The organism is Streptomyces sp. NPDC005962 (assembly GCF_040629205.1).
Taxonomy (GTDB): Bacteria; Actinomycetota; Actinomycetes; order Streptomycetales; family Streptomycetaceae; genus Streptomyces.
In genome coordinates this window covers 1-24,537 of sequence record NZ_JBEXVE010000019.1, presented here as the reverse complement: position 1 = coordinate 24,537, position 24,537 = coordinate 1, and the positions used below count along the sequence as shown (strand labels likewise).

Sequence of the window (24,537 nt, the reverse complement as noted above, 5' to 3'; positions counted from 1 at the left end):
CACGGACCAACAAGCTCAAATGAAGCTCAAGTTGGCCGCGAGCCGGAGAAAGAACAGCCGAATAAATTACCGGCCCTTTACCCGCCTCGGCTCCCTCGTCCCCCTCTGCCCCCTCTTCTGCTTTACCCGGCTTATCCGTCGCTCGCACGCACCGTCGGCACCGGCAACAGCACCGGCACGCCTTGCGGCCCCTTGGCGCCCTTGACTCCCTTCCGGCAGGCGTCCCCGCATTCGGCGTCCAGCGAGCAGCACAGCGAGCAGATCGCCCCGGCCTGCACCGGGCAGTCGGCGATGTCCGGCAGCTCGTACTCCGTCTCGCACACCGCACAGGTGTGGGTGGCGGTGATGTCCGCCACCTCCACCCCCGGGCCGTTCACCGGGTTCGGCCGGGCCAGGTAGTAGCGCCCCCGGGTGAGCCAGGCCAGCAGCGGGCTGAGCACCAGCGCCAGACCGCAGGCGATGAAGGTGGAGAACGCCTCGGCCACCTCCCCGAACGCGCCGAAGAAGGCGGTGATGGAAACCGTCGAGGCGATCACCATCGCGCCGAACCCCGCCGGGTTCACCGAGTACAGATACGCGCGTTTGAACTCGATGTACTTGGGGCTCAGCCCCAGCGGCTTGTTGATCACCAGATCGGCGGTGACCGCCGCGATCCAGGCGATGCCGACGTTGGAGTAGAAGCCCAGCAGCTTGTTGAGCACCGCGAACATGTTCATCTCCATCAGCGCCAGCGCGATGGCGAGGTTGAGGAAGATGTACCAGACCCGGCCGGGGTGGCGATGGGTCACCCGGGAGAAGAAGTTGGACCAGGACAGTGAGCCGCTGTAGGCGTTGGTCACATTGATCTTGACCTGGGAGACCACGACGAACAGCGCGGCGGCCGGCAGCGCGACCGAGCCGAGCCAGGGCTTCAGCGCCTCGATCTGCGGGGCGATGGGCTCCAAGGCGTGGGTCGTGCCGACCGCGCCGAGCGCCACGAAGGCCAGGAACGCGCCGCCGAGCTGCTTGGCCGCCCCGATCACCACCCAGCCGGGCCCGGCGGCCAGCACCGCCAGGTTCCAGCGCCGCCGGTTCTGCTCGGTCTTGGCGGGCATGAAGCGCAGATAGTCGGCCTGCTCACCGATCTGGGCGATCAGCGAGAGCGCCACCCCGGTGCCGAGCCCGTACCCGATCCAGTCGAAGCCGGAGCCCGCCCCCTCCGTACCGCCGAAGGAGGCGAACGACGCCCAGGCGTCCGGCCGCTCGAAGGCGAGCACCACGAACGGCAGCACCAGGCCGATCAGCCACAGCGGCTGGGTCCACGCCTGCACCTTGGCGAGCGCGCCCATCCCGCGGAAGACGATCGGGATGACGATCAGAGTGGTGATCAGATAGCCGATGGGGAGCGGGATATGGAGGGCCTGATGCATGGCCTGCGCCATGATCGAGCCCTCCAGCGCGAAGAAGATGAAGGTGAAGCTCGCGTAGATGAGCGAGGTCAGAGTCGATCCGAAGTAGCCGAATCCGGCACCACGGGTGATCAGATCCATGTCCAGCCCGTAGGTCGCGCAGGCGCGCGCGATCGGGATACCGGTCAGGAAGATGATCGTCGCCGCGGTGAGGATCGAGGCGAGACCGCTGGTGAAGCCGTACGTGAAGACGATGGACGCGCCGATCGCGAAGTCGGCGAGGTACGCGATGCCGCCGAGCGCCGTCGACGCGACCATGGTCGGCGACCAGCGGCGGTAGGAGTGCGGCGCGTAGCGCAGCGAATAGTCCTCGCGGCTCTCGTCGGCGGCGAGCCGGGCGTAACTGCGCCGCGGCGCGCGAGGCCCGGTCGCCCCCGTCTGTGTCTGCGTCTGATCGGGTGTGACCGTATCCGTCATGGCGGCTTCCCCTGTCGTTCGGCGCGTGAGCGGTACGCCTGAGGAAGCTAGGCCGGGCACGTGTCGGCAGGCCGCGGGCGGGTGTTGCCGGTCCGTTAAGGCGAAGGGGCGGACGTAAACTCGCGGTCACACCACAACGGGCGGCCACACCGCAACGCGCGCTCACACCACAACTCGCGGTCACGCCGCCCCGGACGGCAGGCGCCCCGGCGTCACTTCACCGGCAGGTGGTACGCGACCCGATAGCGCTCGGCCAGCGTCACCACGTCCGCGGTCTCCACCGGCCGCCCCCCGGCGAAGTACGTACGGGAGATCACGAGCACCACATGGCCCGGCACCCCGCCCAGCGCCAGCACCTCCTCGGCGAGCCCCGGACGCGCCCCGACCTCTTCCGCCACGTTGTCCACCACCACGTCGACGGCCGCCATCCGCTCGACCACCCCACGCCCGGCCAGCGGCCCCTCCTCGGGCAGCATCACGGGGGTGCGGCCGGTGACGGCGAGCGACTCCCAGGACGTGGAGAGCATCACCGGCTCGCCCGCCGCCCTGAAGAGATACCGGGTGCGCATCACACGCTCCCCCGGCTCGACCCGCAGCCGCTCGGCGATCTCCGGACTCGCCCCCTCCTGCTCACTCCCGGACTCCCAGCTGCCGCTGACCCGGTCGTCCCCCTGCTCCTGCCGGAACGGGCTGGACTCCTTCCGGATGTGGTAGCCGGTGCGCATCAGCCGACGCGGAACGGGCTGCTCACGGACGTACGTACCCGACCCGGAACGGCCCTCGACCAGGCCCTCGGCCATCAGCACCTTGCGGGCTTCGAGGGCGACGGTGTCGGAGACCCCGTACTCCTCGCGGATGCGCGCCTGGGAGGGGAGGCGGGCGTGCGCCGGCAAATCGCCCGCGACGATCTTCTTCCGTAGGTCGTCGGCGACACGGAGGTATGCGGGCTGGTCACCAAAGGCCACGTGCACTCCCAGTGGTTGACAGTCAGCAACAGCTTGACAACCGACGGTTGCTGATAGCAACTGACGGCCAAAGCTTCACTAGAAGTGGTGAACTGCAGTTCGGGGACGTTTATATCGACAGGCATCCGGTTCAGCCGGTTTCATGACGATCATCAACCCGCGCCCCGCCGACCCGAGGAGAACCGTGCCCCAGCACCGCCCCCGTCTCTTCCCCGGCGCACTGCTCGTCCCCCTGCTCCTCCTGCTGACCACGTCCTGCACCGACACCAACACCGGCTCCGCACCTCGACGAGGCGCATCCGGAGTCGGCGACCCCCTCTTCCCCACCCTCGGCAACGGCGGCTACGACGTCACCCACTACGGCCTCACCCTCGACTACGCGCCCGCCACCCACCGGCTGCGCGGCACCGCCCGGATCACCGCCCGTACCACCCGGGCCCTCAGCTCCTTCCACCTCGACCTCGCCGGACTGCACGTCCGCGAGACCACCGTGAACAGCCGCCCCGCCCGCGCCACCCGCCACAGCACCGAGCTGACCCTCACCCCCGCCACCGCGCTCCCCAAGGACCGCACCTTCACGACGACCGTCGTCTACGACGGCAAGCCGAAGACCCTCACCGACCCGGACGGCTCCCGCGAGGGCTGGCTCCGCACCGCCGACGGCGCCGTCGGCCTCGGCGAACCGACCGGCTCCATGACCTGGTTCCCCGGCAACAACCACCCCTCCGACAAGGCCGCGTTCGACATCGCCGTCACCGTCCCCCGGGGCTACGCGGCCGTCTCCAACGGCGAACTCACCCGCCGCACCACCCGCAACGGCCGTACCACCCACCACTGGCGCACCCGCGACCCCATGGCCACGTACCTGGCCACCGTCGCCATCGGCCGCTTCGACATCCACACCACCACCGCCGACGGCCTCCCCCAATACGTCGCCATCGACCCCACCGAGGCCAAGGCCTCCCGCGACGTCCCCGCCCAGATCACCAAGATCACCGCATGGGAACGCCGCACCTTCGGCCCCTACCCCTTCGCCTCCACCGGCGCCATCGTCGACCACCTCCCTGACCTCGGCTACGCCCTGGAAACCCAGACCAAGCCCTACTTCGCCGCCGCCCCGGACCAGCGCCTCATCGTCCACGAACTGGCCCACCAGTGGTTCGGCAACTCGGTCACCCCGCGCACCTGGAAAGACATGTGGCTCAACGAGGGCTTCGCCACCTACGCCGAGTGGCTCTGGACCGAACAACACCACGGCCGCACCGCGCAGCAGACCTTCGACGACTTCTACGACGGCACGGACGACGAGAGCAAGGGCATCTGGGCCTTCCCACCCGCCGCCCCGCCCTCCCCCGGCCACGTCTCCGACCCACCCGTCTACGGCCGCGGCGCCATGGCCCTCCACCAACTCCGCCGCGCCGTCGGCGACCCCGCCTTCTTCCGCATCCTCCGCACCTGGCTGAAGACCCACCGCCACGGCAACGCCGACACGAAGCAGTTCATCACCCTGTCCAAACGCCTCTCCGGCAAGCCCCTGGACAAGCTCTTCAAAACCTGGCTCTACGCCAAGGCCAAACCCGCCCGCTGACGGCCCGCCCTCTGGCCCATTCGGGCGGCCTCACCGCGTCCGCCCGGGTGTAGTGGGCGTCCGAACGGCCCACCGGAGTGGCGTCCAGCGGATTCGGTCCGGCCGCGATATCTACCGTCACCAGAGAGCGGAAGCTCGCGTCGGACGATCGCGCGTCATTCCGACTGGGGCGCCCGGACAGTAGGGAGATCGGCGATGACAGCGCAAGCGATGTGGGCTCTCAGTACGAGAAAAGAGATCAGTCGCGCCGTGTCGGTGTGCACTGCCGCCCTGGCATTTCTCGGCGCGAGTTGTCCTCCGGCTCCCGCGACGGATTCCCGGGCGGCCTCGCCCCGCTTGTGCGCGACGAAACCCGCCCCGCCGTCGAGTAGTTCCGGCAGGGCGCACGGTGCGACCACTCCGGAATCGACCACCTCGGGAAGCGAGGTATGGAACTTCGTATCCGCGCCACGCCTCCATCCCATGCGGGTCGGCGTGACCACGCGCAAACCGGGAACGGCCGCCGGGAACATCTTCGTCGCGCCCTACAACACGGGCGCGACGGTCGTCGGCCAGACGGGCTCGCTGATCCTCGACGACTCCGGTGATCCGGTCTGGTTCCGCCCCCTCCCCTCCGCCAGTCTCCAGAACGCCGACTTCAAGGTGCAGACCTACCGCGACCCCCGGAGCGGCCGGACACAGCCGGTGCTCACCTGGTGGCAGGGGTCCATCGCCATCCCGCCGACGTACACGAACCTGCCGGCCGGAGCCCCGGAACCGGGCGGGTGCTATTACATCTACGACCGCCACTACCGTCTCCTCAAGACGGTCTTCGCGCATCACGGTTTCTTCCCGGACGAGCATGAGTTCCTGCTGACCCGCAGGGCCACCGCGCTGTTTCTCGCGTCGAAACCGATCCCCATGGACCTCACCCGTTACGGCGGGCCGAAAGACGGGGCGATTCTCGACAGCCAGATCCAGGAGGTCGACCTCGCCACGGGGAAACTCCTCTTCTCCTGGGACGCGCTGAAGCACCTCGACCCCGCCGATTCCGAGGTGTCGGCCTCCGACGCGTCGTCGTCCGGCGGGGTGTGGGACGCCTACCACCTGAACTCGATCGACGAAGGGCCAAAGGGCCGGCTGCTGGTCTCGTCCCGCAACATGTGGGCCGCGTACGAGATCTCCAAGAACACCGGGAAGATCCGGTGGCAGCTCGGCGGCAAGAAGAGCGACTTCTCCTTCGGCCGGAACGCGGATTTCTTCTGGCAGCACGATGTGCGATACCGGCCGGGGCACGAGATCAGCATGTTCGACGACGGATGCTGCAACCAACCGGTCGGCGCACCCGAGCAGAAGTCCCACGGCTTGATCCTCAAGCTCGACTTCCCCAAGCACCGGGCAACCGTCGCGAGGGCCTACTACCACCATCCGGCGCTGTTCTCGGCGTCCCAGGGAAACACCCAGGGGCTTTCCAACGGGAACGAGTTCATCGGATGGGGGCAGAGCTCTTACTACTCCGAATACGCCGGTGCCGGGAACTCCGAGCACGCCCCCACCCGAAACCTGCTCTACGACGCGAAGATGCCGGGCTCCAACATCTCGTACCGGGCGTTCCGCGACACCTGGGCCGGCACCCCCTACTACCGGCCGCACGCGGCCGCCCGGCGGACCGGACCACACAGCGTCGTCTACGCCTCCTGGAACGGCTCGACGCGAACCAAGGCATGGCAAGTGCTCGCCGGACCGACTCCCCGGTCCCTGTCGGTGGCCGTCGGGCACACCAGGCGAACCGGCTTCGAGACGGCCGTCACGACACCCGCACCGGGCCCGTACTTCCAGGTGCGGGCGCTGGACGCGGCAGGGAAGGTCCTGCGGACATCCAAGGCCGTGAAACTCGGGGGCCGCGCAGCTACACGTTGAAGCGGAACTCCACCGAGTCGGCTACCGAGCCCGCCTGAAGTCCGCGACGGGTGTGGCGCTGTGTTCAGGTGATGCGTGCATCTCAGTAGTGGTAGCGGGCAGCGAGGATCACGATCTCCTTGTCCGTGACCAGGTAGACGAGACGGTGCTCGTCGTCGATCCGCCTGGACCACGCACCGGGCAAGTGGTATTTCAATGGCTCGGGCTTGCCGATCCCCGAGAAAGGGTCTCGCTTGACATCCTCGATGAGCCTGTTGATCCGAGCGAGCATCTTGCGGTCGTTCTTGAGCCAGGACGTGTAGTCCTCCCAGCCCTGATCTTCGAAAACAAGCCTCACGCAGCACCCGCAGCAGGGTCCGCCGCGTCCGGATCGATCAGCTCGCGCTCCGACACGTTGATGTTGCCCAGGGCATTCTCATACGCCTTGAGCAGACGCCGTGCATTCGCAGGCGAGCGCAGCAGGTACGAGCCCTCGCGCAGCGCCGCGTAATCCTCGGCCGAGACGAGCACTGCGTTGCCATGCTTGGAGACGATCTCGATGGCCTCGTGGTCGTCATTGACCTTCTTGATCAGCGGAAAGAGAGCCTTGCGGGCTTCGCTCGCGGTTATGGACATGACCTGACCCCTTCCATCAAGTAGTACTGGATAACGTACCACTCCCGGCCCCCTCCAGAGAGGCCGTGAAGGACCAGGTATCCCAGCGCCATCCCGGAACGGGAAACACCAAGGGGCCGCCTCCCGGAGGAGTCGGCCCCGTCAACCTGCACGTTTGTCGGGTCAGCAACGTGGCGTTGCTTCACCCCGTTCACACGTTGAAGCGGAACCTTCAGTGCACCGCTCCCACCTGCGCAAACATCCGCCAAACTGATCGCATCCAGCCCCGATCCAGCACGTCACGCTGCGGAGGCAGACTCCTCCGAGTTCTCGATCGCCGGGCGCATGGCGTTCTGCATGATGTCTCGACAACGATCCCACACCTCGGGAACCAGGTGGCCGTAGATGTCCACGGTGGCCCTGATCGGACTTGTGGCCGAGCCAGCGCGGGACCTCACGGATCGGCACGCCGTTCGCCAGCGCTGTCTCCCAAACCCCCGACCCCTCGCCTGGCCCGTGCTCGAAACCGTGCACCGCCACCTCATGACCAAGCAGGACATTCACCATCAATCCGCTGACCCCTCCTCGCCCAGCACCGAAGGCCATACCACGCTATGGTTGATGTATGGCTACCAAGAAGGTGACTATCACTCTCGACGAATCCCTGGCCGAAGCCCTGGCCGGAGCCGCCGAGGAAGAAGGCATCCCGCTCTCCCGCCTCGTCGCCGGAGCCGCCGAACGCGAGCTGCGCCTGCGGGCTGGCCGGGCCGTCGTCCAGGAGTGGCAGGCCGAACACGGCGCCTTCACTCCAGAGGAGCTCGCTGCCGCCCGCGCGGACCTGGCCGCTGCCGACGCCGAGTACTTCAGCAGCCCGGGAGCCTCGGCCGCGTGAACATCCCCTACCTGTACGACGCCGGGGTCCTCATCGCCATCGACAACGACGACCGACGCATGTGGGCCCGTCACAGCCTGGCTCTGGAAGACGGCCGGGACATCCACGTCCCGTCCGTCGTCGTCAGCCAGGCATGGCGGGACTCCCGCCGCCAGGTCAGACTCGGCAAGTTTCTCGCCGGGTGCCATGTCGAACCCGTCGGCCTCGAAACCGCCAAAACCGCAGGCATTCTCTGCGGCAAGGCCGGCACCTCCGACATCGTCGACGCCACCGTCGTGACCATGGCAGCCAGCCTCGGCGCCATCATCTGGACCTCGGACCCGGACGACATCCGCACCCTCATCGACGCCCAGGACACCAAACCCGCCTCTGTAATCCGCACCGTCTGACCACCGTTGGTCTCCGACGACCAGCCCGTGCGGGCCCACAGATCACCAGAGCGGCGCGAGGTGCCTCGTCGTCCCAGGCGATCTTCGGTTTGCCCGGGTCCGGTGTAGTCGTGCGCCCGGCAGTGCTCCGTGGCCACCTCCTGGGCGCCGGGGACCTCACGGATCACCCGGCGGATGGCGGAGACGATCTGAGTGACGGTGCCCTGGGTGGCCACCGCGTCATCGAGCACGGTGGAGTCCAAAGCGCGCCGCTGCCTGCCCTTGAGCACACCGGTCGCGGCCACGATTCCCCTGACCTTGGTGAAGATCCGCGTCGGATCGGCCTAGTGGCGAAGATGGCGCCGGAAGTACGTCAGCAGCGACGGGTCGAACGCGGTGTCGTACAAGCCGAGCCCGCAAGCGGCCTTCCAGCGCAGGTCACACCGCAGATCCTGGACCGTCTCGAAGTCCGACAGCCCCTGCAGGCTCTGCAGCACCACCGTCGCGGCCAGCACCTGCGGCGGCAGACTCGGCCGCCCGTTCACCGACGGATACATGTCCGCGAACATCGGCGGCGGAAACAGATCCTCACGGTGCTCGGCCAGGAACGCGAACACACTCCCTACCGGGATCAACTCCCGGCAGGTCTCCCACACATCCGGCCCGACCATCTCCCCGACCCACTCACCCTGCATGCCTACAAGACTGGCCCCGGCCCTGCCGGGCCGAGGCCAGAACCCGCAACATTTTCAGTGATCTCCTAGGCAGTGCCCCAAGGCGTCCAGAGCGCCGAACAAGGGAACAACAGTTCGCGAGCGATAGATTTCTGCCAGCGGCGCGATTGCGAGTGAAGGGAGTTGTCGAGCCGGATATTTGGGGATCTCTGCGTACGGCGGTTTAGGGGGTGCTAGCGTGACGGATTGTGTATCGCGACCTTTCCCACCCGCCTCACTTGCCTGATGAAGGACTGGTTCGCCGCGTCAAGGCGCTGGCTTGCACGGCTCCGTTGCAGGCGTTGGATCAGCGCAAGGCGTCGCTGGATTGGGCGAACGCCAAGGTCTATCACATGGCCGAAATCGCGTTGCACACGATCGATCAGGTCACCATCGCGATGGACTTCGACACCGGAGCCGAGCACGCCAAAGTACTTGAGCAGGTGAAGCACTTCGTCGCGGCTCAGGCGCCCGACAGAGGTGACGCCGAGCACAGCGCGGTGGCCGACTGGGTACTCCAGCGGCTGATCAATGTCGGCACCATCGAACGTGGATTCTCCTGGCCCTACGGGCTCGTCGGCGACGAGGGAACCTACAACCGATTCGAGTTCGACTTCAAGCTGTTGGTGGAACAGTCGACACCCGACGGGTTTTCGCTGCGCGCCACCGACGAGGCCATCAACGTACTCGTCGGCGCATTGGACACGGATGTGGAGTCCGCGCAGATCGCCGCCGAGGTCAAACTCGACAATCTCATCCGACGCGGTCGGCTCGCCGATGCCAAACTCGCCGCCGAACAGGCCAGGTACCGCACGGTCCAATACGGAGAGACCCTACGTCGCTACCTGGACGCCACTCGCCGCGACGTGCGCACTGTGGACTGGGAGCGGGTGGTACCGGACCTGCTTTTGGACGCCCTTGAGCACATCGAGGGGCGCTACACGGCGGAACACGCCATCCTGACCAACATCACCGCCGCGCGGGACGACTCCGACGATCCGCGCCACAAGCAGCGGGCAGCGGAACTCGTGGAGATCGTCCGCGACTGCATCCGCCGTCATATGCAGCTTCAGAAAGCGGTACAGGAAGCGGGGGATCAATTCCGTTCCGAACAGGACCGTCAGCTGTTCTCCGGCGAACCGCAGCGCGCCGCACTGCACTTGCACGGGCAACTGCTGGTACCGCTGCTCGGGCTTCCCGTGGGTAAAGCACTCGGGCCGGTGTACGACTTCTTCCGGGGAGCGGTCGCCCCGGCGCCCCCCGAAGTTCTCACGCTGTCGTCACTTGTAGGACGCCTGCTGCAACCGCCCTCGGAGCCTGAGAGGTTCGCTGGCGAGGTCCGGGAACCGCACCTCGACACCCTGCCGGAACGCGAATTGTTCACTCCCGAACATTTTAGGCTGTCAAGCGAGATCCTCTCCCTGCCTGGTGGCTCCGCGTTGCTGAGTGACTTGCTCGCCCGTGCGCACCGCCATGATCCTCAGGTCGCCCGGCTGGTGATGCATCGGGCGGCACACGCCTTCAATCCGCCCGTCGGTGACGCGGTTCGTGAGCGCGTACCTGAGGTGTTGATCGCCGTACCCACCGGGGATCCGCTGCACGACCCGGAGTTCGGTGGCGACGAACTGTGGCTCACGAAAGTAGGCGTAAAGCCAGTCGTTCCTGGATCAGAAGAGCCCGGTACGGCTCGGCATGAGGAGTTCGGTGATGAGATCTCGCTTCACGGATGACGACGCCGAACAGGCGGCGCAATTACTCGCCTTCGCGATGCGCCCTCGGCTACTGCCAAGTCGCGACAACGCCTACCGAGAGCTGTTGCGCCGTTACCGGCACGACGGCGCGTTCCGAACCCTGACCGGGCGCATCGCCACCGGTCTGGGGCTCAGGGTGCTGGGGGAACACGAGGACATCGGCCTCGCAATCGCCGCGGACGGAGGTTCTCCCTTCGAGACCAGGATAGAAACCTATGCCCGCCGCACCCAGAAGGAAGGCGGCTATGCAGAGCGCTTTCTGCACGGCATCATCCACCTTGCCGTCGCCGCGGTGTCCTTCCCTCGGCCGGACGACCTCGCCAAAGACGAGTACGTCGGCAGGGTCAGTGTCGATGTGGTCGACGCCGTCGTTCGCGAAGCCTGCGACCGGTTGCGGGAGAAAGCGGCGTCCCGGGAGGAGTCGGCTGACGTACCCAGTGACGCACCGGAACTGGAATTGGCCTGGCACGCGTATGCCAACCGGCCCGAGGCATTCCCCACCAAGGACAAGCGTCGAGCGATGAACACCACCAAGGGCATGGTTTCCCGAGCCCTGAACTTCCTCGCGGAGCAAGGCTTCCTGACACCGATGAAGAACGCCGGCGAGGACGTCTTTCAGACCACACGGCGTTACCAGCTTCAGGTGCGCGAACTTGCGGCCACCAGCGCTTTCGAGGAGTTGGTGGCGCTGGGCGTGGTCCTTCCCATGGCTGTGGCGACCGGACCGGGATGCGTGGCGGAGGCCCCGGAGGATGTATGAGCTGTCCCGAGTACTCCTGCAGTCCGTCGGGCCCAAGGCGGCGCGCTACGAGAACGTTCTCCTGGACTTCAGCGGCGTCGGAGATCCCATCGCCGACCGTCCCGCCACCTTGTTCAGCGTCAGGGACGAGCAACCTGTCCGGCGCCCCTCCCCGGCCACGGTGCTCTTCCTTGAGAACGGCGGCGGCAAGTCCGTACTGATCAAGCTGATCTTCTCGGTCCTTCTGCCCGGACGCCGTCAAGTGGTGGGTACTCGTGATCCACGTACGCTGAGCGGATTCGTCCTCGACAACGATGTGGCCCACATCGCGCTGGAGTGGACACACACCCGCAGCGGGCGTCGGCTGGTGACGGGCAAAGTCGCCGAGTGGCGCCACCTCAAGGCGACTCCCGACGCATCCAACTTGATGGAACGCTGGTACCACTTCCGCCCTACACAGGGGACCACACTCGACACCCTCCCCGTGGCCGAGGACGGACGATATCTGCGGCTGGCCGACTTCATCGGCGAACTCGACGAGGCCCAACGGGCTAATCCCGAACTTGAGTTCAATCATTTCCGCGTTCAGTCGGAATGGACGGAACGACTCACAGACCTCGGCTTGGACCCCGAACTCTTTCGCTACCAACGGGCGATGAACGCCGGGGAAGGTGAGGCGGCCGACGTCTTCTCCTTCGCCAGCGACGCCGCCTTCGTGGAGTTCCTGCTGTCGGCCGTGGTGCCCACCGGACCGGCCCAGGATCTCGCCAACCTGCTGAACTCCTACGGCGACAAGCTCGGCAGGCGTGGTGCGCTGACCTTGGAACGGGACTTCGTGGCCAGCGCGCTGGAGTTCCTCGAACCGCTGGCCGGCATCCATACCACCGCTCTCACCGCCCAAGAGGAACAGCGGGACGCGAGGAAGACGCTGGACACCTTTGTCCGGTCTATCAAGGTACGCGCGTTCCGTGAGGCCGAGGCCGCGAAGGCGAGCGAGGACGTTGCCAAACGCCTTGGCGGCGACCTGCGGCGGGCCGTGCTCCATCACGAGAAGCTCGTGGCTGCGGCTCGTGAACTGGGCCGCCTCACAGCCTTGTTGAAGCTGGACGAAGCCCGGGAGGAACAACAGAGGGCCCGCGCCGCCTGGAACCGAGCGCAGGAGACCGAATGCGCCTGGAAGGTTGTACCCCGCCTGGCCAAGAGTCTGGAGGCGATCGCCAACGCGAACCGGTTGCGTGAACTGGTCCGGCGTACTGAGGAAGCCGCCCTTCCGGCACTGCAGGCCCGGGACGCCGCGCTAAAGGTTCTCGTCTGGGCACTGCGCACCATGTCACGACGCCTCACTGAGCAGGCGACGACGGCGCAGCGGCAGGCAGAACGCGAACGCGCGCTGTCCGAGCAGGCTCAGACCGAGCACAACGCGGCCGTTGGCCTGGCTGCCGAGCACCAGGCGCAGGCCAAGGCGCTCGACACCCGTATCCAGGAAGTGCGGGACGCCCTCGCAGGCGCCGTGCGCGACGGTCTGCTGAGCGACGGCGTGACGGCTCGTGACGCCGCGCGGCAAGCCGAGGAGGAGGCCCGTAAGAACGCCGGGGAGATATCCCGGCAGGAGTCCGCCGCCGAGGACGCGGCAGACCTTTACGATGCTTCCCACCGGGCCTGCCGAGCCGCAGAGCAGACTTTGGCCGAGGCCCGGCACTCTCTCGATCTGGCCCGCCGCGACTGGACGAGAGCCGACGAGCGTACTCGTGCCTTGGAAGCGGAGATCCAACCGCTCGCACTCCTGGACATCGACCGTCTCGACCTGGAGGTGGACGCACCCAGGCTGGTGGGCAAGCTCGCTCAGCGACGTGACGCCGCGGATGTAGCGAGGACCGAGATCCGTATCGCCATGGTCCGTGACGAACGGGCCAGGCTCGCGTTGGAGACGAACGAGCTACTGCCGCCCTCCCCCGAGGCCGCGGAAGCGTGCGAGACATTGCGAGAAGCCGGTGTCGATGCCTATACCGGCTGGGACTACCTCGCCGGTCTGCCCCGGGTCGAGCAGCGCCATACGCTCATTGAGCGCGTGCCGCATCTGGTCACGGGCGTGCTCCTGAACGATCCCGAGCAGGCGGCGCGGGCAACGGAGATCCTGGCCTCCCGAAAGCTGTGGCCCAGCACGCTGGTGGCGCTAGGCACCACCACTGACATGCACGAACTCGACGCATCACTCTCCCGGCTGGATTTCGTAGTGCCTCCGCATCCGGCGCTGTACGACGAGCGAGCAGCCTCGGAGGAGCGGCTCGCCCTCGGTCGTCGCCATGACGAACACCGCGCGCGGATCGCCGAGTGGGATGCTCGGCAACGTATGTTCCTCTCGCTGCTCAACCGCCTTGAGGAGTGGCAGGCGGATTTCCCTGAAGGAAGGCTCGCCGAACTGCGCGAGATCGTCACCGCCCGGGTGCAGGCTCACGACGAGGCCCAGGAGGCGCTGACCGAGCAAACCAGGCAGCGTGAGGTTGCAGCCGCCCGTCTCAAGGCCATCCGCGAAGCCATTCCGCCGCTTCGTACGGCGCAGTCGGCACTGGAAACCCGCAAGTCCACGTTGAGTGGGCTGGCCAGCCAGGAGGAGCGGATCCCCGACTGGCAGACCGCAGTGGACCGGGCTCGGACGGCGGAGGTTCGAGCACGGGAGGCCGCTCAACAGGCAGAAACGGCCGCCAAAAGTCACCGGGCCGCCAGCGCCGAGCACGTGCGCACGATGGACCGTCTGACCGGGTCCGCTCACCGCATCACCGCCGAACTGGATGAGCTTCCGGGCGCCGATGCCGTTCCGGAGGGCAGGACGGAGGTTCCGGCGGAACCGCTCCCCGTGCTGCGCCGTGCCTACGAGGCTGCGGCCATCGAATACGAACGGGCATCAGTCGGAGCCGACCTCCTTCTCGACATGCGTCAGGCGGAACAACGCGAGAGGGACGCCGCGCGGGAGCTGGAAAACGATTCGCCCGAAGCACGAGCAACCGCCCGGGCGTTGCTGAACGGTCCTGACGGAGTGGACGGCGCGAGCCGGGCTGCCGCTCAACGCCGTGCCGAACAGGCGCTCCGCGACTGTCAGACCTCACTGGCCGGGGCGGACGCGAGTATCGCGGAACACCGAGCGGTCCTCAAAGACTTTCCGGATCCGCTCACCGACGTGGATCTCGCTCCCTACGGCCCGCCTCAGCACGTCATACACGGTATACGCCTGATCGAGGCGGCGGAGCACGATCGGGATGAAGCCGGACGTATCCGGCGCGAACTCACGTACCACAGCGAGCATGCTGAGAGTACCGCCGTCTCTCTGCTCTCATCCGCGAAAAACTTCACGGACCTGATCACCGTCCTGTCCCGGTCGGGTGAACCCCGCGAAGACGACGTGCCGTACGAGGGCGGTGTCTCGGCCGCCCGAGACCGGCACACTGTGCTGAAGACCGAGTACGACCGAGTCGGCACGAAGGTCGAGACGGCACTCGCCGAAGAACGGACGTTGACCGATCATCTGGTCGGGTTCGCCGCGGACGCCCGATTCGGAGAGTTGTCCTCCCCCAGCCGCACTGTGATCCAGTCCTGTCCTCGTGCCGAACTGCCCGCGCGAGCGGCCGAATGGAGTGACAACCTCCGCGCCAGACTGCGCAGTCTCACCGTGGACCTGGACTCCATCGAACGGCACCGCCGACAGATCGTGCTCCAACTGTGCCAACAAGTGCAGGAGGCGCTGCGGACTTTGAAGCGGGCGCAGTCTCTTTCCCGACTGCCCAAGGGTTTGCAGGAGTGGTCCGAGCAGGAATTCCTGCGGATCCGCTTCACCGAGGTCTCCGAACAGGCGCTGGAGGACCGGCTCGGTACCGTCGTGGACGAGACCGCTGAAGCGGTGATCCGCGGAAAAGAGATCAAACGGGACGGTCTGGCACTGCTGCTACGCGGAGTGACCGAAGCAGTCGCCCCCAAGGGGTTCCGGGTACGGATCCTCAAGCCGGACGCCGTTCTACGGACGGAGCGGGTGCCGGTCTCGGCCATGAAGGACGTCTTCTCGGGCGGCCAGGTGCTGACCGCGGCCATCGTCCTCTACTGCACCATGGCAGCGCTACGCGCGAACGAGAAGGGCAGGGTGCAGCACCGCCGGAACTCGGGCGTGCTGTTCCTGGACAACCCGATCGGTCGGGCCTCGGCCGGCTATCTGCTGAGGCTTCAGCAGTCGGTCGCCCGTGCGCTGGGTGTCCAACTCGTGTACACCACAGGGCTGAACGATTTGGCGGTCCTGGACTCCTTCCCGCTCGTCATCCGCCTGCGCAATGACGCCGATCTGCGCGCACACCGCATGTACCTCAGCGTCGTGGGCGACGGGAGAAAGCATCTTCTTGAGCCTCTTGAGGAGGGCGAGAATCCGGTGATCACATCCATCAAGTACCACGCCCGTAACGATGCGGAGCACAACCACCACCAGGACCGCGAGGAAGAGAGCGTTGACCGATCTGAGTCGCCCCGCGCGTGAGCTGCTGAACGCGCTGTACGAGCACGCCGGTTCGCGGAAGAAGTGGGACGGTACGCGCAAGACCGGCGTCTCTTTGCCGGAGCTGCGCCGCGTCTTCCGTACGGTGCCTCGTCCGAAAGTCGAGGACGAACTGGAGGCGGTGGTTCTGCGCCGTCAGCTGGACGAGCTGTACGGGTACGGGGCCATCGCCGCAATGAAGGGCGACGACGGGGAAAAGGTTCCGTTGCCGAAGGGAGTGTGGGTGCTTCCCACCCACCCGTCGATGAAGAAGGTGCGGGAGCCGCTTCCTCCCTTGCACCCGAGGATGCGCAAGGTGGCCCAGTACTGGGACAGTGCCGCCCCCAGAACGCGGATCGGCTACCGCGCGGTCAACAACTGGTTCCTTTCCGAACCCGACATGACACCTGCACCGAAACGCGAGCGTGCTCTTGACATCTTCGGCAGTCGAACCTACTCGGGATGCTTCGATGCCGAGGAAAAAGCGTTCGACGAGTTGGGCGGCCCGTTCTTCTCGGACCGGGAAGCTCTGTACGAACTGCTACAGATGTACTCAGCACCGCCTCAGATCATCACCGAGAGACTCATCGTGGAGAGCGACGGTTGCTACGGACGCATCGGCGATGGTGACATTCTCCTGGTCGTGGAGAACGTCACCACTTGCTGGTCGTTGATAGAGGCCTTGGACGGGATGGAGGGCCACGCAGTCGGCTACGTGGCCTGTGGGATGGGAAGTGCATTCTTGGCCTCACTCGCCAGTGTCAAGATGCTCCGACGCGGCAAGATCGCGGAGATCCGCTACTTCGGTGACCTCGACCCGACCGGGTTGTCCACCCCGGCTGCGGCTGCGGAGGAGGCCCTCAAGGACAAGGACCTCCCCTCAGTGCTCCCTGCGGTCGGGCTCTATGACGCGCTGCTGGGCATCGGCACTCCATTGCCGCGCAAGGAGAGGCGCCTTACGACACAACAGGCGGCCGGCCCAGTGCGGTGGCTCGATCCCTCGCATCAGGCCATGGTGACCGCGCTGCTGTGCGGCGAAGACCGTCTCGCCCAGGAATGGGTCAACCTGCGGTATCTGAAGGCGAACAGCGAGTGGCTCAGGGGCATGCACAGATGAATGAGAGTTTTGCGCTCCCGCGCCGCGATCCCAGTTTCCTCGGACGGACCGAGTTGGTGGACGACGTACTCCCCGGATATCTGGACCGGGCAGATGACGGCGTACCGGTCGTGCTCAACGGGCGAGTGGGCATCGGGAAGACGGTGATGAGCAGCGAACTGGCGCATCGGCAGCACTCTCGGTACGCGGATGTGAGTTGGATCGATATGGCAACCTCCGGTTCTGGTCAGTCGGCCGAACGGATCGCCTCCTGTCTGACCACCGTCAGCGGAAGATCGGGCCCTCATCTATTGGTGTTGGACGGGGTGTCGGACCCGGAAGACGTCGTCCGGTATCTGCCTCGGGACGAGACCAAGGTCCTGATCACCTCGCGGGCCGACACAGGGATCTGGCACCGGATCGCTCGGGTGATCCAGGTTCCGGTGCTGCCCCGAGAGGAGTCGGTGCGCCTGCTGAGAACACAGGTCCACGGACTCACGGAGGCCGACGCCATGCGTCTGGCCGGCGCGTTGGACGACCTGCCGCTCGCCATGGAGAAAGCAGCGAGTTGGCTGATGAGCGGCATGACACCGGGGCAGGTGCTGGAACAGTTGAAGTCGAGCGCTTCGAGAATCCTCAGTGGGTATCGCTCATCCGATTTTTCGGGATCGCTCGCAGGTAGATTATCGAAGGCCACGAGTGTGCTTGCAGCCGGATCCGAGGAAGACCGGAGGATGCTTCATCTTCTTCACGCAGTGGCCGTTCTCGGCCCCGATCCGTTTCCCACCCGCGCGTTGAGGGGGGACCGATGGGAAGTTTCGGAGTCGGATGCCCAGTATCTCCTGACTATTTGCGACCTGCATCGTAGACTGGGAGGTTTGCGCGATCGAGGGCTGATGATTTTACAAACCGGGGCGGCGAAACTCGATGAAATCAGCGGCGCGGTCATCCGTGACCTACTCGCCGCCTGCCCTGAGGACACGGCTAGCGCCTTCGCGTTGGCGGAACAGTTGTTGGTGGCAGCGGTGCCAGAGCGTGCCGCACCGGAGAGGGCGTGGGGTGACTGGGCGCTGGCCGCCCCATCCGTCCTCGCTGTCGATCCTGCGAATATTCGCACAGAACCTGGGCGAAAAGCGCCACTTGACACATATAACTACTTGGTGGACAGCGGCAGATACAGGGAGGCCATTGACGGTCTTGGCAATCTCCGCATGGCATGGGCGGAGCACTTCGCGCAACATCGCCCCGATGACCTCGTGGCGATGTCACTGCTGGCTCGTGCCCACTTCGGACGTGGGCACTACGAAACAGCCGAGCGACTCAACTTGCAGGTCTACTTGGAAAGGGAGAGAGAGCTGGGCCCGGGCGATCCTAGGACTCTGGCCGCTTCGGCGTATTGCGCGCTCGATCTCGGCGCCAAGGGCCACCACTCCGACGCGCGCCAGCTTGCCCGACAATCCTGGCTGGAACAGTGCAATCTCTTCGGCCAGGAAAGCCGACCAGCGATGCGCACAGGAAGCTATCTGGCACGGCTCGAGACATCGCAGGACCCCGCCCAAGCTTATCAACTGGGCCTGCATATTTACCGCCTACAACGGGACCACCTAGGTATCCGCCACCAGCACACCCTCGACACAGCCCATCATCTGGCGCTCTGTCTCGTCGCTCTGAACGAATTCCGGAAAGCCCTCCCACTGCTGGAGGAGACCCTGAAATATCGGAAGGAGATCTTGCCTCACGGCCATCCGGAAACTCTCTGGACCGCTGCGCATTACTATCTGCTGTCGGCCGACTTGGGTCGTCCGGTGCCCCAGTCGGCCACGCAGTGGACTTTTGATGGCCTTCGCAAGGCTTTCGACAGGGATCAACACGTCGTACGCCGCTTGATGGCAATGGTGAAGTGCTGACCACTCGACATCAAGTCCACCTTGCCTGAAGGGGCATACGAGATGAAAGGACTGCCTCGACAGCGCCGAGCCATACACCTCGGGTCAAATCGTCCCGCTCGCCCAACGACACGAAAGGGGCCGAGTTCTCGAGGAGGCTCGGCCCCAAACCGGCACGCTAAACGAATGACTTGAACGTAGAGTAACGCACCGGTCACACGTTGAAGCGGAACTCCACTACGTCGCCGTCGCGCATGACGTAGTCCTTGCCCTCCATGCGGGCCTTGCCCGCCGAGCGGGCGTCGGCGACGGAGCCCGTCTCGACCAGGTCGTCGAAGGAGATGACCTCGGCCTTGATGAAGCCCTTCTGGAAGTCGGTGTGGATGACACCGGCCGCCTCGGGGGCCGTGGCGCCCTTTTTGATGGTCCAGGCCCGGGATTCCTTGGGGCCGGCCGTGAGGTAGGTCTGGAGGCCGAGGGTGTTGAAGCCGACGTGGGCGAGGGTGGCGAGGCCGGGTTCGGTCTGGCCTACGGACTGGAGGAGTTCGAGGGCCTCCTCGTCGTCCAGTTCGGCGAGGTCCGCTTCGAGCTTGGCGTTGAGGAAGATCGCCTCGGCGGGGGCGACGAGGGAGCGCTGTTCGGCCTTGAAGTCCTCGTCGGTCAGCTCGTCCTCGTCGACGTTGAAGACGTAGAGGAACGGCTTGGTGGTGAGCAGGTGCAGGTCGTGGAGGACGGCGGCGCGGTCGCTGCCCTGGACGATGCCGGCGGAGAAGAGGGTGTGGCCCTCTTCGAGGATGGCCTTGGCCTCTTCGACGGCCTTGACCTGGGCCTGCTTGTCCTTCTGGATGCGGGACTCCTTGACCAGGCGGGGCAGCACCTTTTCGATGGTCTGGAGGTCGGCCAGGATCAGCTCGGTGTTGATCGTCTCGATGTCGCTCTTGGGCGAGATCTTGCCGTCGACGTGGACGACGTTCTCGTCCTTGAAGGCGCGGATGACCTGGCAGATGGCGTCGGACTCGCGGATGTTCGCCAGGAACTTGTTGCCCAGGCCCTCGCCCTCCGAGGCGCCCTTGACGATCCCGGCGATGTCGACGAAGTCGACGGTGGCGGGGAGCTTGCGGGCCGAGCCGAACAGCTCGGCGAGCTTGTCGAGGCGGGGGTCGGGGACGCCGACGACGCCGACGTTGGGCTCGATGGTGGCGAACGGGTAGTTGGCCGCCAGCACGTCGTTCTTGGTCAGGGCGTTGAACATGGTCGACTTGCCGACATTCGGCAGACCGACGATTCCGATCGTGAGCGACACGTTGGCGACTTCCCGTAGCTTCCCGGAGCGGGATCGAATGTAAGGACAGGGGCATGGCCCTCGGGCCGGTCCACCAGTCTACGGGGCCGTCTCCGGTCACCCATCCGGGCTGACCGTCACCCTCCCGGGCTGACAATCAGTCGAACAGACTGCCAAGGTCCCGCGAAGGGCGTGTCCCAGTCCGGATTTCGGCCCTCCGCCCGCCTACGTTGGTCTGGTGGAGCATTACAGGACACGTACGCCCCGCCGGGCGGCCGCTCCCTCGCCCCGCCCGGCGGCGGACGACACGTACCCGGGCAGGAGCGGGGGCCGGAGCAGGAGCGGGGGGCAGGGCGCGGCGCGCGGCGCGCGGCCGGTGGCGCGCCCGGGCGGACGCGCCGGGCGCGACGGGCGCGGCAGACTGCTCGGCGCGGCCGCCGCGCTGCGCGACCGGCCCTTCACCGTGCCCAGCGCCCGGCTCACCGCCCTGGGCGCGGGTCTGCTGACCGCGCTCGCGATGTTCGCCTTCGGCTGTCTGGACGCGTTACTCCTGTCCGGGTCGCCCACCGCGTACGGGGTGTTCTTCCTGCTGGCGTGCGCGGGCTGCGGGATGTGGGTACGGCCCGCCGACCTGTTCCCGGGGGCGATCGGGGTGCCGATCGCCTTCACGGCCGGGCTGCTGCCGATCAACGACGGCAGCGAGGGGTTCGCGGGCCAGGCGCTGGGCGTCTTCACCGCGCTGTCGCTGAACGCGGGCTGGCTCTACGCCGGGACGCTGCTCACCGCGGTGATCGTCCTCGTCCGCAGAATCGCCCTCATGGGGAGGCAGCGGCGGCGCCGTCAGCAGCGTCAGCCGCGGCCATCGCGGCACCCACGATCCCCGCGTTATTCTGCAGCTGCGCCGGAACGATCTCGGCCCTGACGTCCTCGATCAGCGGCAGGAACTTGTGCGCCTTCCGGCTCACCCCGCCGCCGATCACGAACAGCTCGGGCGAGAACAGCATCTCCAGGTGCGCCAGGTACTTCTGCACCCGGTGCGCCCAGTGCGGCCAGCTCAGGTCGTGGTCCTCCCGGACCTTGGTGGAGGCGTGCTTCTCCGCCTCGTGGCCGTCCAGCTCCAGATGGCCCAGCTCGGTGTTGGGAACCAGCCTGCCGCCGGTGAAGACCGCGCTGCCGATGCCGGTGCCGAGAGTGAGCACGATCACGGTGCCCTTGCGGCCCCGGCCCGCGCCGAAGGTCATCTCGGCGACTCCGGCCGCGTCCGCGTCGTTGAGTACGGTGACCGGGGCGCCCAGCCGCTCGCCGAGCACCCCGGCGAGGTCGGTGCCGATCCAGCTCTTGTCGACGTTCGCCGCGGTGAGGGTCGTCCCGTCCGTCACCACGCCCGGGAAGGTGACCCCGATCGGGCGCCCGGCCCAGCCGAAGTGCCCGGCGACCTCCACCACACCGTCCACGACCGCCTCGGGCGTGGACGGATGCGGGGTGAGGACCTTGTGGCGCTCCTCGGCGAGGTCGCCACGGTCCAGGTCCACCGGCGCGCCCTTGATCCCGGACCCGCCGATGTCCACGCCGAACACCCGTGCGGCAGTGCCGCCTCCGTCGGTCACTGCTGTGCGCCGTCGGTACCGGTGGCCGCGGCCGTTCCGGCGGCCGCGGCCTCGGCGCGCAGGTCCCTGCGCAGTTCCTTGGGCAGCGAGAAGGTCATGGTCTCCTGCATGGGCTGCACGACCTCCACGTCCCCGTAGCCGCGCTCGGCCAGCCACTCCAGGACGCCTTCGATCAGCACGTCCGGTACGGAGGCGCCCGAGGTCACGCCGACCGTCGTCACGCCCTCCAGCCAGGCCTCGTCGATCTCGCTCGCGTAGTCGACCAGGTGGCCGTCCTTGGCACCGGCGCCGATCGCGACCTCGACCAGCCGCACCGAGTTGGAGGAGTTCTTGGAGCCGACGACGATGACCAGGTCGGATTCGGCCGCGACCTGCTTGATCGCGATCTGGCGGTTCTGGGTGGCGTAGCAGATGTCGTCGCTGGGCGGGCTGATGAGCTGCGGGAAGCGGTCCTGGAGCGCGTCCACCGTCTCCATGGTCTCGTCGACCGAGAGGGTGGTCTGGGACAGCCAGACGACCTTGGACTCGTCGCGGACCTTGACGTTCTCCACATCGCCCGGGCCGTCGACCAGGGTGACGTGGTCCGGCGCCTCGCCGCTGGTGCCGATGACTTCCTCGTGGCCCTCGTGACCGATCAGGAGGATGTCGTAGTCCTCATTGGCGAACCGGACGGCTTCCTTGTGGACCTTGGTGACCAGCGGGCAGGTCGCGTCGATGGTGGCCAGCTTGCGCTGCGCGGCCTCCTCGTGGACGACCGGCGCGACGCCGTGCGCCGAGAAGATCACGATGGAGCCCTCGGGCACCTCCTCCGTCTCCTCGACGAAGATCGCGCCCTTCTTTTCCAGGGTCTGGACGACGTACTTGTTGTGGACGATCTCCTTGCGCACGTAGATCGGCGCGCCGTACTGCTCCAGGGCCTTTTCGACGGCGATCACGGCACGGTCGACGCCCGCGCAGTAGCCACGCGGGGCAGCGAGCAGGACGCGGCGGGCGGAGGTTGCAGTCATGTCCCCCATGGTAGGGGCGATGACAACAGGCTCTGTCGGTGGTGGCCGATACGCTCGCGGGCATGGCTGTCAACACGTCCGTGGAAGCGCCGATCCCGGTCGGCGAGGTGTCCCGGCTGATCGGGGGATGGATCGACCGGCTCGGGGCGGTGTGGGTCGAGGGGCAGATCACCCAGCTGTCGCGGCGGCCGGGCGCCGGGGTGGTCTTCCTGACACTGCGCGACCCCAGCTACGACATCTCGCTGACCGTCACCTGCTTCCGCGCCGTCTTCGACAAAATCGCGGACACGGTCTCGGAGGGCGCCCGGGTCGTCGTGCACGCCAAACCGGAGTGGTACGCGCCACGCGGCCAGCTGTCGCTGCGGGCCGCCGAGATCCGGCCGGTGGGCGTCGGGGAACTGCTGGCGCGGCTGGAGCAGTTGAAGAAGGCCCTGGCGGCCGAGGGGCTGTTCGCCGCCGAGCGCAAGAAGCCGCTGCCGTTCCTGCCGCAGCTGATAGGGCTGGTCTGCGGCCGCGCCTCGGCCGCCGAGCGCGACGTCCTGGAGAACGCCCGGCTGCGCTGGCCCGCCGTCCGCTTCGAGGTGCGCAACGTCGCGGTGCAGGGGACGCACGCGGTGCCGCAGGTGATCGAAGCGGTCAAGGAGCTGGACGCGCTGCCCGCGGTGGACGTGATCGTGGTCGCGCGGGGCGGCGGCAGCGTGGAGGATCTGCTGCCGTTCTCGGACGAGCAGCTGGTACGGACGGTCGCGGCGTGCCGTACGCCGGTGGTCTCCGCGATCGGGCACGAGCCGGATTCGCCGCTGCTGGATCTGGTCGCCGATCTGCGTGCCTCCACGCCCACGGACGCGGCGAAGAAGACCGTGCCGGACGTGGGTGAGGAGCTGACGCGCATCCAGCAGCTGCGCGAGCGCGCGCTGCGCAGTGTGAACGGGCTGCTGGACCGCGAGGAGCGGGGGCTGGAGGCCGCGCTCGCCCGGCCGTGCCTGCGGCAGCCGCGGCGGATGGTGGAGGAGCGCGAGGAGCAGATCGAGTCGGTGCTCGACCGCGGCCGCCGCTGTCTGGGGCATCTGCTGGACCGGGCGGACTCGGAGCTGGCGCACACCCAGGCCCGGGTGGTGGCCCTCTCCCCCGCCGCGACGCTGCGGCGCGGCTATGCGGTGCTGCAGCATGCCGACGGGTCGGTGGTGCGGGCGGCGGCGGAGGTGTCGGCGGACGAGGAGCTGCGGGCGCGGGTCGCGGAGGGTGAGTTCACGGTGCGGGCGGCTGTCGGACCCGCTGAGGCTGTCGGACCTACTGAATAGGCTGAGGGGCATGGCGAAGACGGACGAGAAGGCCGACGGGACGACCGGCGCGGCGGCAGAGGCGACACTCGGCTATGAGCAGGCGCGGGACGAGCTGGTCGAGGTCGTGCGGCGGCTGGAGGCGGGCGGCACCAGCCTGGAGGAGTCGCTGGCCCTGTGGGAGCGGGGCGAGGAGCTGGCCGGGGTGTGCCGCCGCTGGCTGGAGGGGGCGCGGGCGCGGCTGGACGCGGCGCTGGCGGGGTCGGGGAGCGGTGCCGGTGGTGGCGGCGCGGAGGGGGATGGCGAGGGCTGACGGGGCGGTGGCGCCTGCGGCGGGCGGAGCCCCACCCCGCCCCTTCCCGAACCGGGGCTCCGCCCCGGACCCCGGCTGGGGCTGCGCCCCAGACCCCACTTCGGGGGCTCCGCCCCCGCACCCCCGCCGGGGCTCCGCCCCTGGACCCCGCTCCTCAAACGCCGGTGGGGCTGGGGGTGGGG

19 protein-coding genes and 1 pseudogene are annotated in these 24,537 nt (G+C 67.2%); 12 read left to right on the top strand and 8 right to left on the bottom strand.

The features are described from left to right. Positions 1-131: 131 nt before the first annotated feature. A complete protein-coding gene (locus tag ABZ370_RS27685; protein ID WP_358625926.1) occupies positions 132-1,865 on the bottom strand; it encodes a hypothetical protein in 1,734 nt (577 codons plus the stop codon). Positions 1,866-2,077: 212 nt separating this feature from the next. Further along, the gene (locus tag ABZ370_RS27680) at positions 2,078-2,830 is read right to left on the bottom strand and encodes a GntR family transcriptional regulator (RefSeq protein WP_358625924.1); all 753 of its coding nucleotides are present in this window, start codon (positions 2,828-2,830) and stop codon (positions 2,078-2,080) included. Positions 2,831-2,981: 151 nt separating this feature from the next. Here ABZ370_RS27680 and ABZ370_RS27675 point away from each other — a divergent pair, with 151 nt between their 5' ends. Together ABZ370_RS27675 and ABZ370_RS27670 are read left to right on the top strand one after the other, a co-directional pair. Continuing rightward, positions 2,982-4,418 carry a M1 family metallopeptidase gene (locus tag ABZ370_RS27675; RefSeq protein ID WP_358626156.1) on the top strand — a complete coding sequence of 479 codons (1,437 nt, stop codon included), beginning with the start codon at positions 2,982-2,984 and terminating at the stop codon, positions 4,416-4,418. Between the two features lie 474 nt (positions 4,419-4,892). Continuing rightward, positions 4,893-6,317 (top strand): arylsulfotransferase family protein, encoded by a 1,425-nt coding sequence (locus ABZ370_RS27670; RefSeq protein WP_358625922.1) that lies wholly within the window; start codon positions 4,893-4,895, stop codon positions 6,315-6,317. 82 nt (positions 6,318-6,399) lie between these two features. Here ABZ370_RS27670 and ABZ370_RS27665 read toward each other — a convergent pair whose 3' ends face one another. Then, the gene (locus ABZ370_RS27665; protein ID WP_358625920.1) at positions 6,400-6,654 is read right to left on the bottom strand and encodes a Txe/YoeB family addiction module toxin; all 255 of its coding nucleotides are present in this window, start codon (positions 6,652-6,654) and stop codon (positions 6,400-6,402) included. Then, complete coding sequence (locus tag ABZ370_RS27660) at positions 6,651-6,932, bottom strand: type II toxin-antitoxin system prevent-host-death family antitoxin (RefSeq protein WP_214975196.1); 282 nt, start codon at positions 6,930-6,932, stop codon at positions 6,651-6,653. Before ABZ370_RS27660 ends, ABZ370_RS27665 begins: the two co-directional genes overlap by 4 nt. 604 nt (positions 6,933-7,536) lie before the next feature. On the opposite strand from ABZ370_RS27660, the gene ABZ370_RS27655 reads away from it, so the two are divergent. Continuing rightward, positions 7,537-7,803 (top strand): hypothetical protein, encoded by a 267-nt coding sequence (locus ABZ370_RS27655; protein ID WP_358625918.1) that lies wholly within the window; start codon positions 7,537-7,539, stop codon positions 7,801-7,803. Further along, positions 7,800-8,192, top strand: a complete 393-nt coding sequence (locus ABZ370_RS27650; protein WP_358625916.1) for a PIN domain-containing protein — start codon at positions 7,800-7,802, stop codon at positions 8,190-8,192. The genes ABZ370_RS27655 and ABZ370_RS27650 overlap by 4 nt, the downstream gene beginning before the upstream one ends. Positions 8,193-8,235: 43 nt before the next feature. On the opposite strand, the pseudogene ABZ370_RS27645 reads toward ABZ370_RS27650, so the two are convergent. Continuing rightward, positions 8,236-8,842, bottom strand: a pseudogene (locus ABZ370_RS27645) (transposase); the annotation flags it as partial. Positions 8,843-9,123: 281 nt separating this feature from the next. Between ABZ370_RS27645 and ABZ370_RS27640 the strand changes: the two are divergent. From ABZ370_RS27640 to ABZ370_RS27620, 5 genes are all read left to right on the top strand, one after another. Continuing rightward, on the top strand, positions 9,124-10,614 hold the full coding sequence (locus tag ABZ370_RS27640) for a hypothetical protein (RefSeq protein ID WP_358625914.1): 1,491 nt from the start codon (positions 9,124-9,126) through the stop codon (positions 10,612-10,614). Next, positions 10,592-11,395, top strand: coding sequence for a hypothetical protein (locus ABZ370_RS27635; protein WP_358625912.1), 804 nt, complete (start codon positions 10,592-10,594; stop codon positions 11,393-11,395). Before ABZ370_RS27640 ends, ABZ370_RS27635 begins: the two co-directional genes overlap by 23 nt. Further along, complete coding sequence (locus ABZ370_RS27630) at positions 11,388-15,887, top strand: hypothetical protein (RefSeq protein WP_358625910.1); 4,500 nt, start codon at positions 11,388-11,390, stop codon at positions 15,885-15,887. Before ABZ370_RS27635 ends, ABZ370_RS27630 begins: the two co-directional genes overlap by 8 nt. Then, positions 15,859-17,001 (top strand): hypothetical protein, encoded by a 1,143-nt coding sequence (locus ABZ370_RS27625; RefSeq protein WP_358625908.1) that lies wholly within the window; start codon positions 15,859-15,861, stop codon positions 16,999-17,001. Before ABZ370_RS27630 ends, ABZ370_RS27625 begins: the two co-directional genes overlap by 29 nt. Positions 17,002-17,147: 146 nt before the next feature. Continuing rightward, the gene (locus tag ABZ370_RS27620; RefSeq protein WP_358625906.1) at positions 17,148-18,887 is read left to right on the top strand and encodes a tetratricopeptide repeat protein; all 1,740 of its coding nucleotides are present in this window, start codon (positions 17,148-17,150) and stop codon (positions 18,885-18,887) included. Between the two features lie 193 nt (positions 18,888-19,080). Here the strand turns inward: ABZ370_RS27620 and ychF are convergent, their stop codons facing one another. Next, complete coding sequence (ychF, locus tag ABZ370_RS27615) at positions 19,081-20,169, bottom strand: redox-regulated ATPase YchF (RefSeq protein ID WP_358625904.1); 1,089 nt, start codon at positions 20,167-20,169, stop codon at positions 19,081-19,083. A gap of 217 nt (positions 20,170-20,386) precedes the next feature. Here ychF and ABZ370_RS27610 point away from each other — a divergent pair, with 217 nt between their 5' ends. After that, a complete protein-coding gene (locus tag ABZ370_RS27610; RefSeq protein WP_358625902.1) occupies positions 20,387-21,070 on the top strand; it encodes a DUF6542 domain-containing protein in 684 nt (227 codons plus the stop codon). On the opposite strand, the gene ppgK is transcribed toward ABZ370_RS27610, so the two are convergent. Both ppgK and ABZ370_RS27600 read right to left on the bottom strand, forming a co-directional pair. Beyond that, positions 20,964-21,755, bottom strand: a complete 792-nt coding sequence (gene ppgK / locus ABZ370_RS27605) for a polyphosphate--glucose phosphotransferase (protein ID WP_358625900.1) — start codon at positions 21,753-21,755, stop codon at positions 20,964-20,966. The two genes, ABZ370_RS27610 and ppgK, sit on opposite strands and share 107 nt — an antisense overlap. After that, positions 21,752-22,771, bottom strand: a complete 1,020-nt coding sequence (locus ABZ370_RS27600; RefSeq protein WP_358625898.1) for a 4-hydroxy-3-methylbut-2-enyl diphosphate reductase — start codon at positions 22,769-22,771, stop codon at positions 21,752-21,754. The genes ppgK and ABZ370_RS27600 overlap by 4 nt, the downstream gene beginning before the upstream one ends. A gap of 53 nt (positions 22,772-22,824) precedes the next feature. Between ABZ370_RS27600 and xseA the strand changes: the two genes are divergently transcribed. Together xseA and ABZ370_RS27590 are read left to right on the top strand one after the other, a co-directional pair. Then, entirely contained in the window at positions 22,825-24,063 is a 1,239-nt protein-coding gene (gene xseA, locus ABZ370_RS27595; protein ID WP_358625896.1) for an exodeoxyribonuclease VII large subunit, read from the top strand. 10 nt (positions 24,064-24,073) lie between these two features. Further along, entirely contained in the window at positions 24,074-24,355 is a 282-nt protein-coding gene (locus tag ABZ370_RS27590) for an exodeoxyribonuclease VII small subunit (protein ID WP_358625894.1), read from the top strand. Positions 24,356-24,537 lie beyond the last annotated feature (182 nt).

What these genes read in the sequence shown, in the direction of transcription:
- ABZ370_RS27685 (WP_358625926.1), bottom strand. Translation starts at nt 1,865, where the DNA reads ATGACGGATACGGTCACACCCGATCAGACGCAGACACAGACGGGGGCG.
- ABZ370_RS27660 (WP_214975196.1), bottom strand. Translation starts at nt 6,932, where the DNA reads ATGTCCATAACCGCGAGCGAAGCCCGCAAGGCTCTCTTTCCGCTGATC.
- ABZ370_RS27655 (WP_358625918.1), top strand. Translation starts at nt 7,537, where the DNA reads ATGGCTACCAAGAAGGTGACTATCACTCTCGACGAATCCCTGGCCGAA.
- ABZ370_RS27635 (WP_358625912.1), top strand. Translation starts at nt 10,592, where the DNA reads ATGAGATCTCGCTTCACGGATGACGACGCCGAACAGGCGGCGCAATTA.
- ABZ370_RS27630 (WP_358625910.1), top strand. Translation starts at nt 11,388, where the DNA reads ATGTATGAGCTGTCCCGAGTACTCCTGCAGTCCGTCGGGCCCAAGGCG.
- ABZ370_RS27620 (WP_358625906.1), top strand. Translation starts at nt 17,148, where the DNA reads ATGAGCAGCGAACTGGCGCATCGGCAGCACTCTCGGTACGCGGATGTG.
- ABZ370_RS27600 (WP_358625898.1), bottom strand. Translation starts at nt 22,771, where the DNA reads ATGGGGGACATGACTGCAACCTCCGCCCGCCGCGTCCTGCTCGCTGCC.
- xseA (WP_358625896.1), top strand. Translation starts at nt 22,825, where the DNA reads ATGGCTGTCAACACGTCCGTGGAAGCGCCGATCCCGGTCGGCGAGGTG.
- ABZ370_RS27590 (WP_358625894.1), top strand. Translation starts at nt 24,074, where the DNA reads ATGGCGAAGACGGACGAGAAGGCCGACGGGACGACCGGCGCGGCGGCA.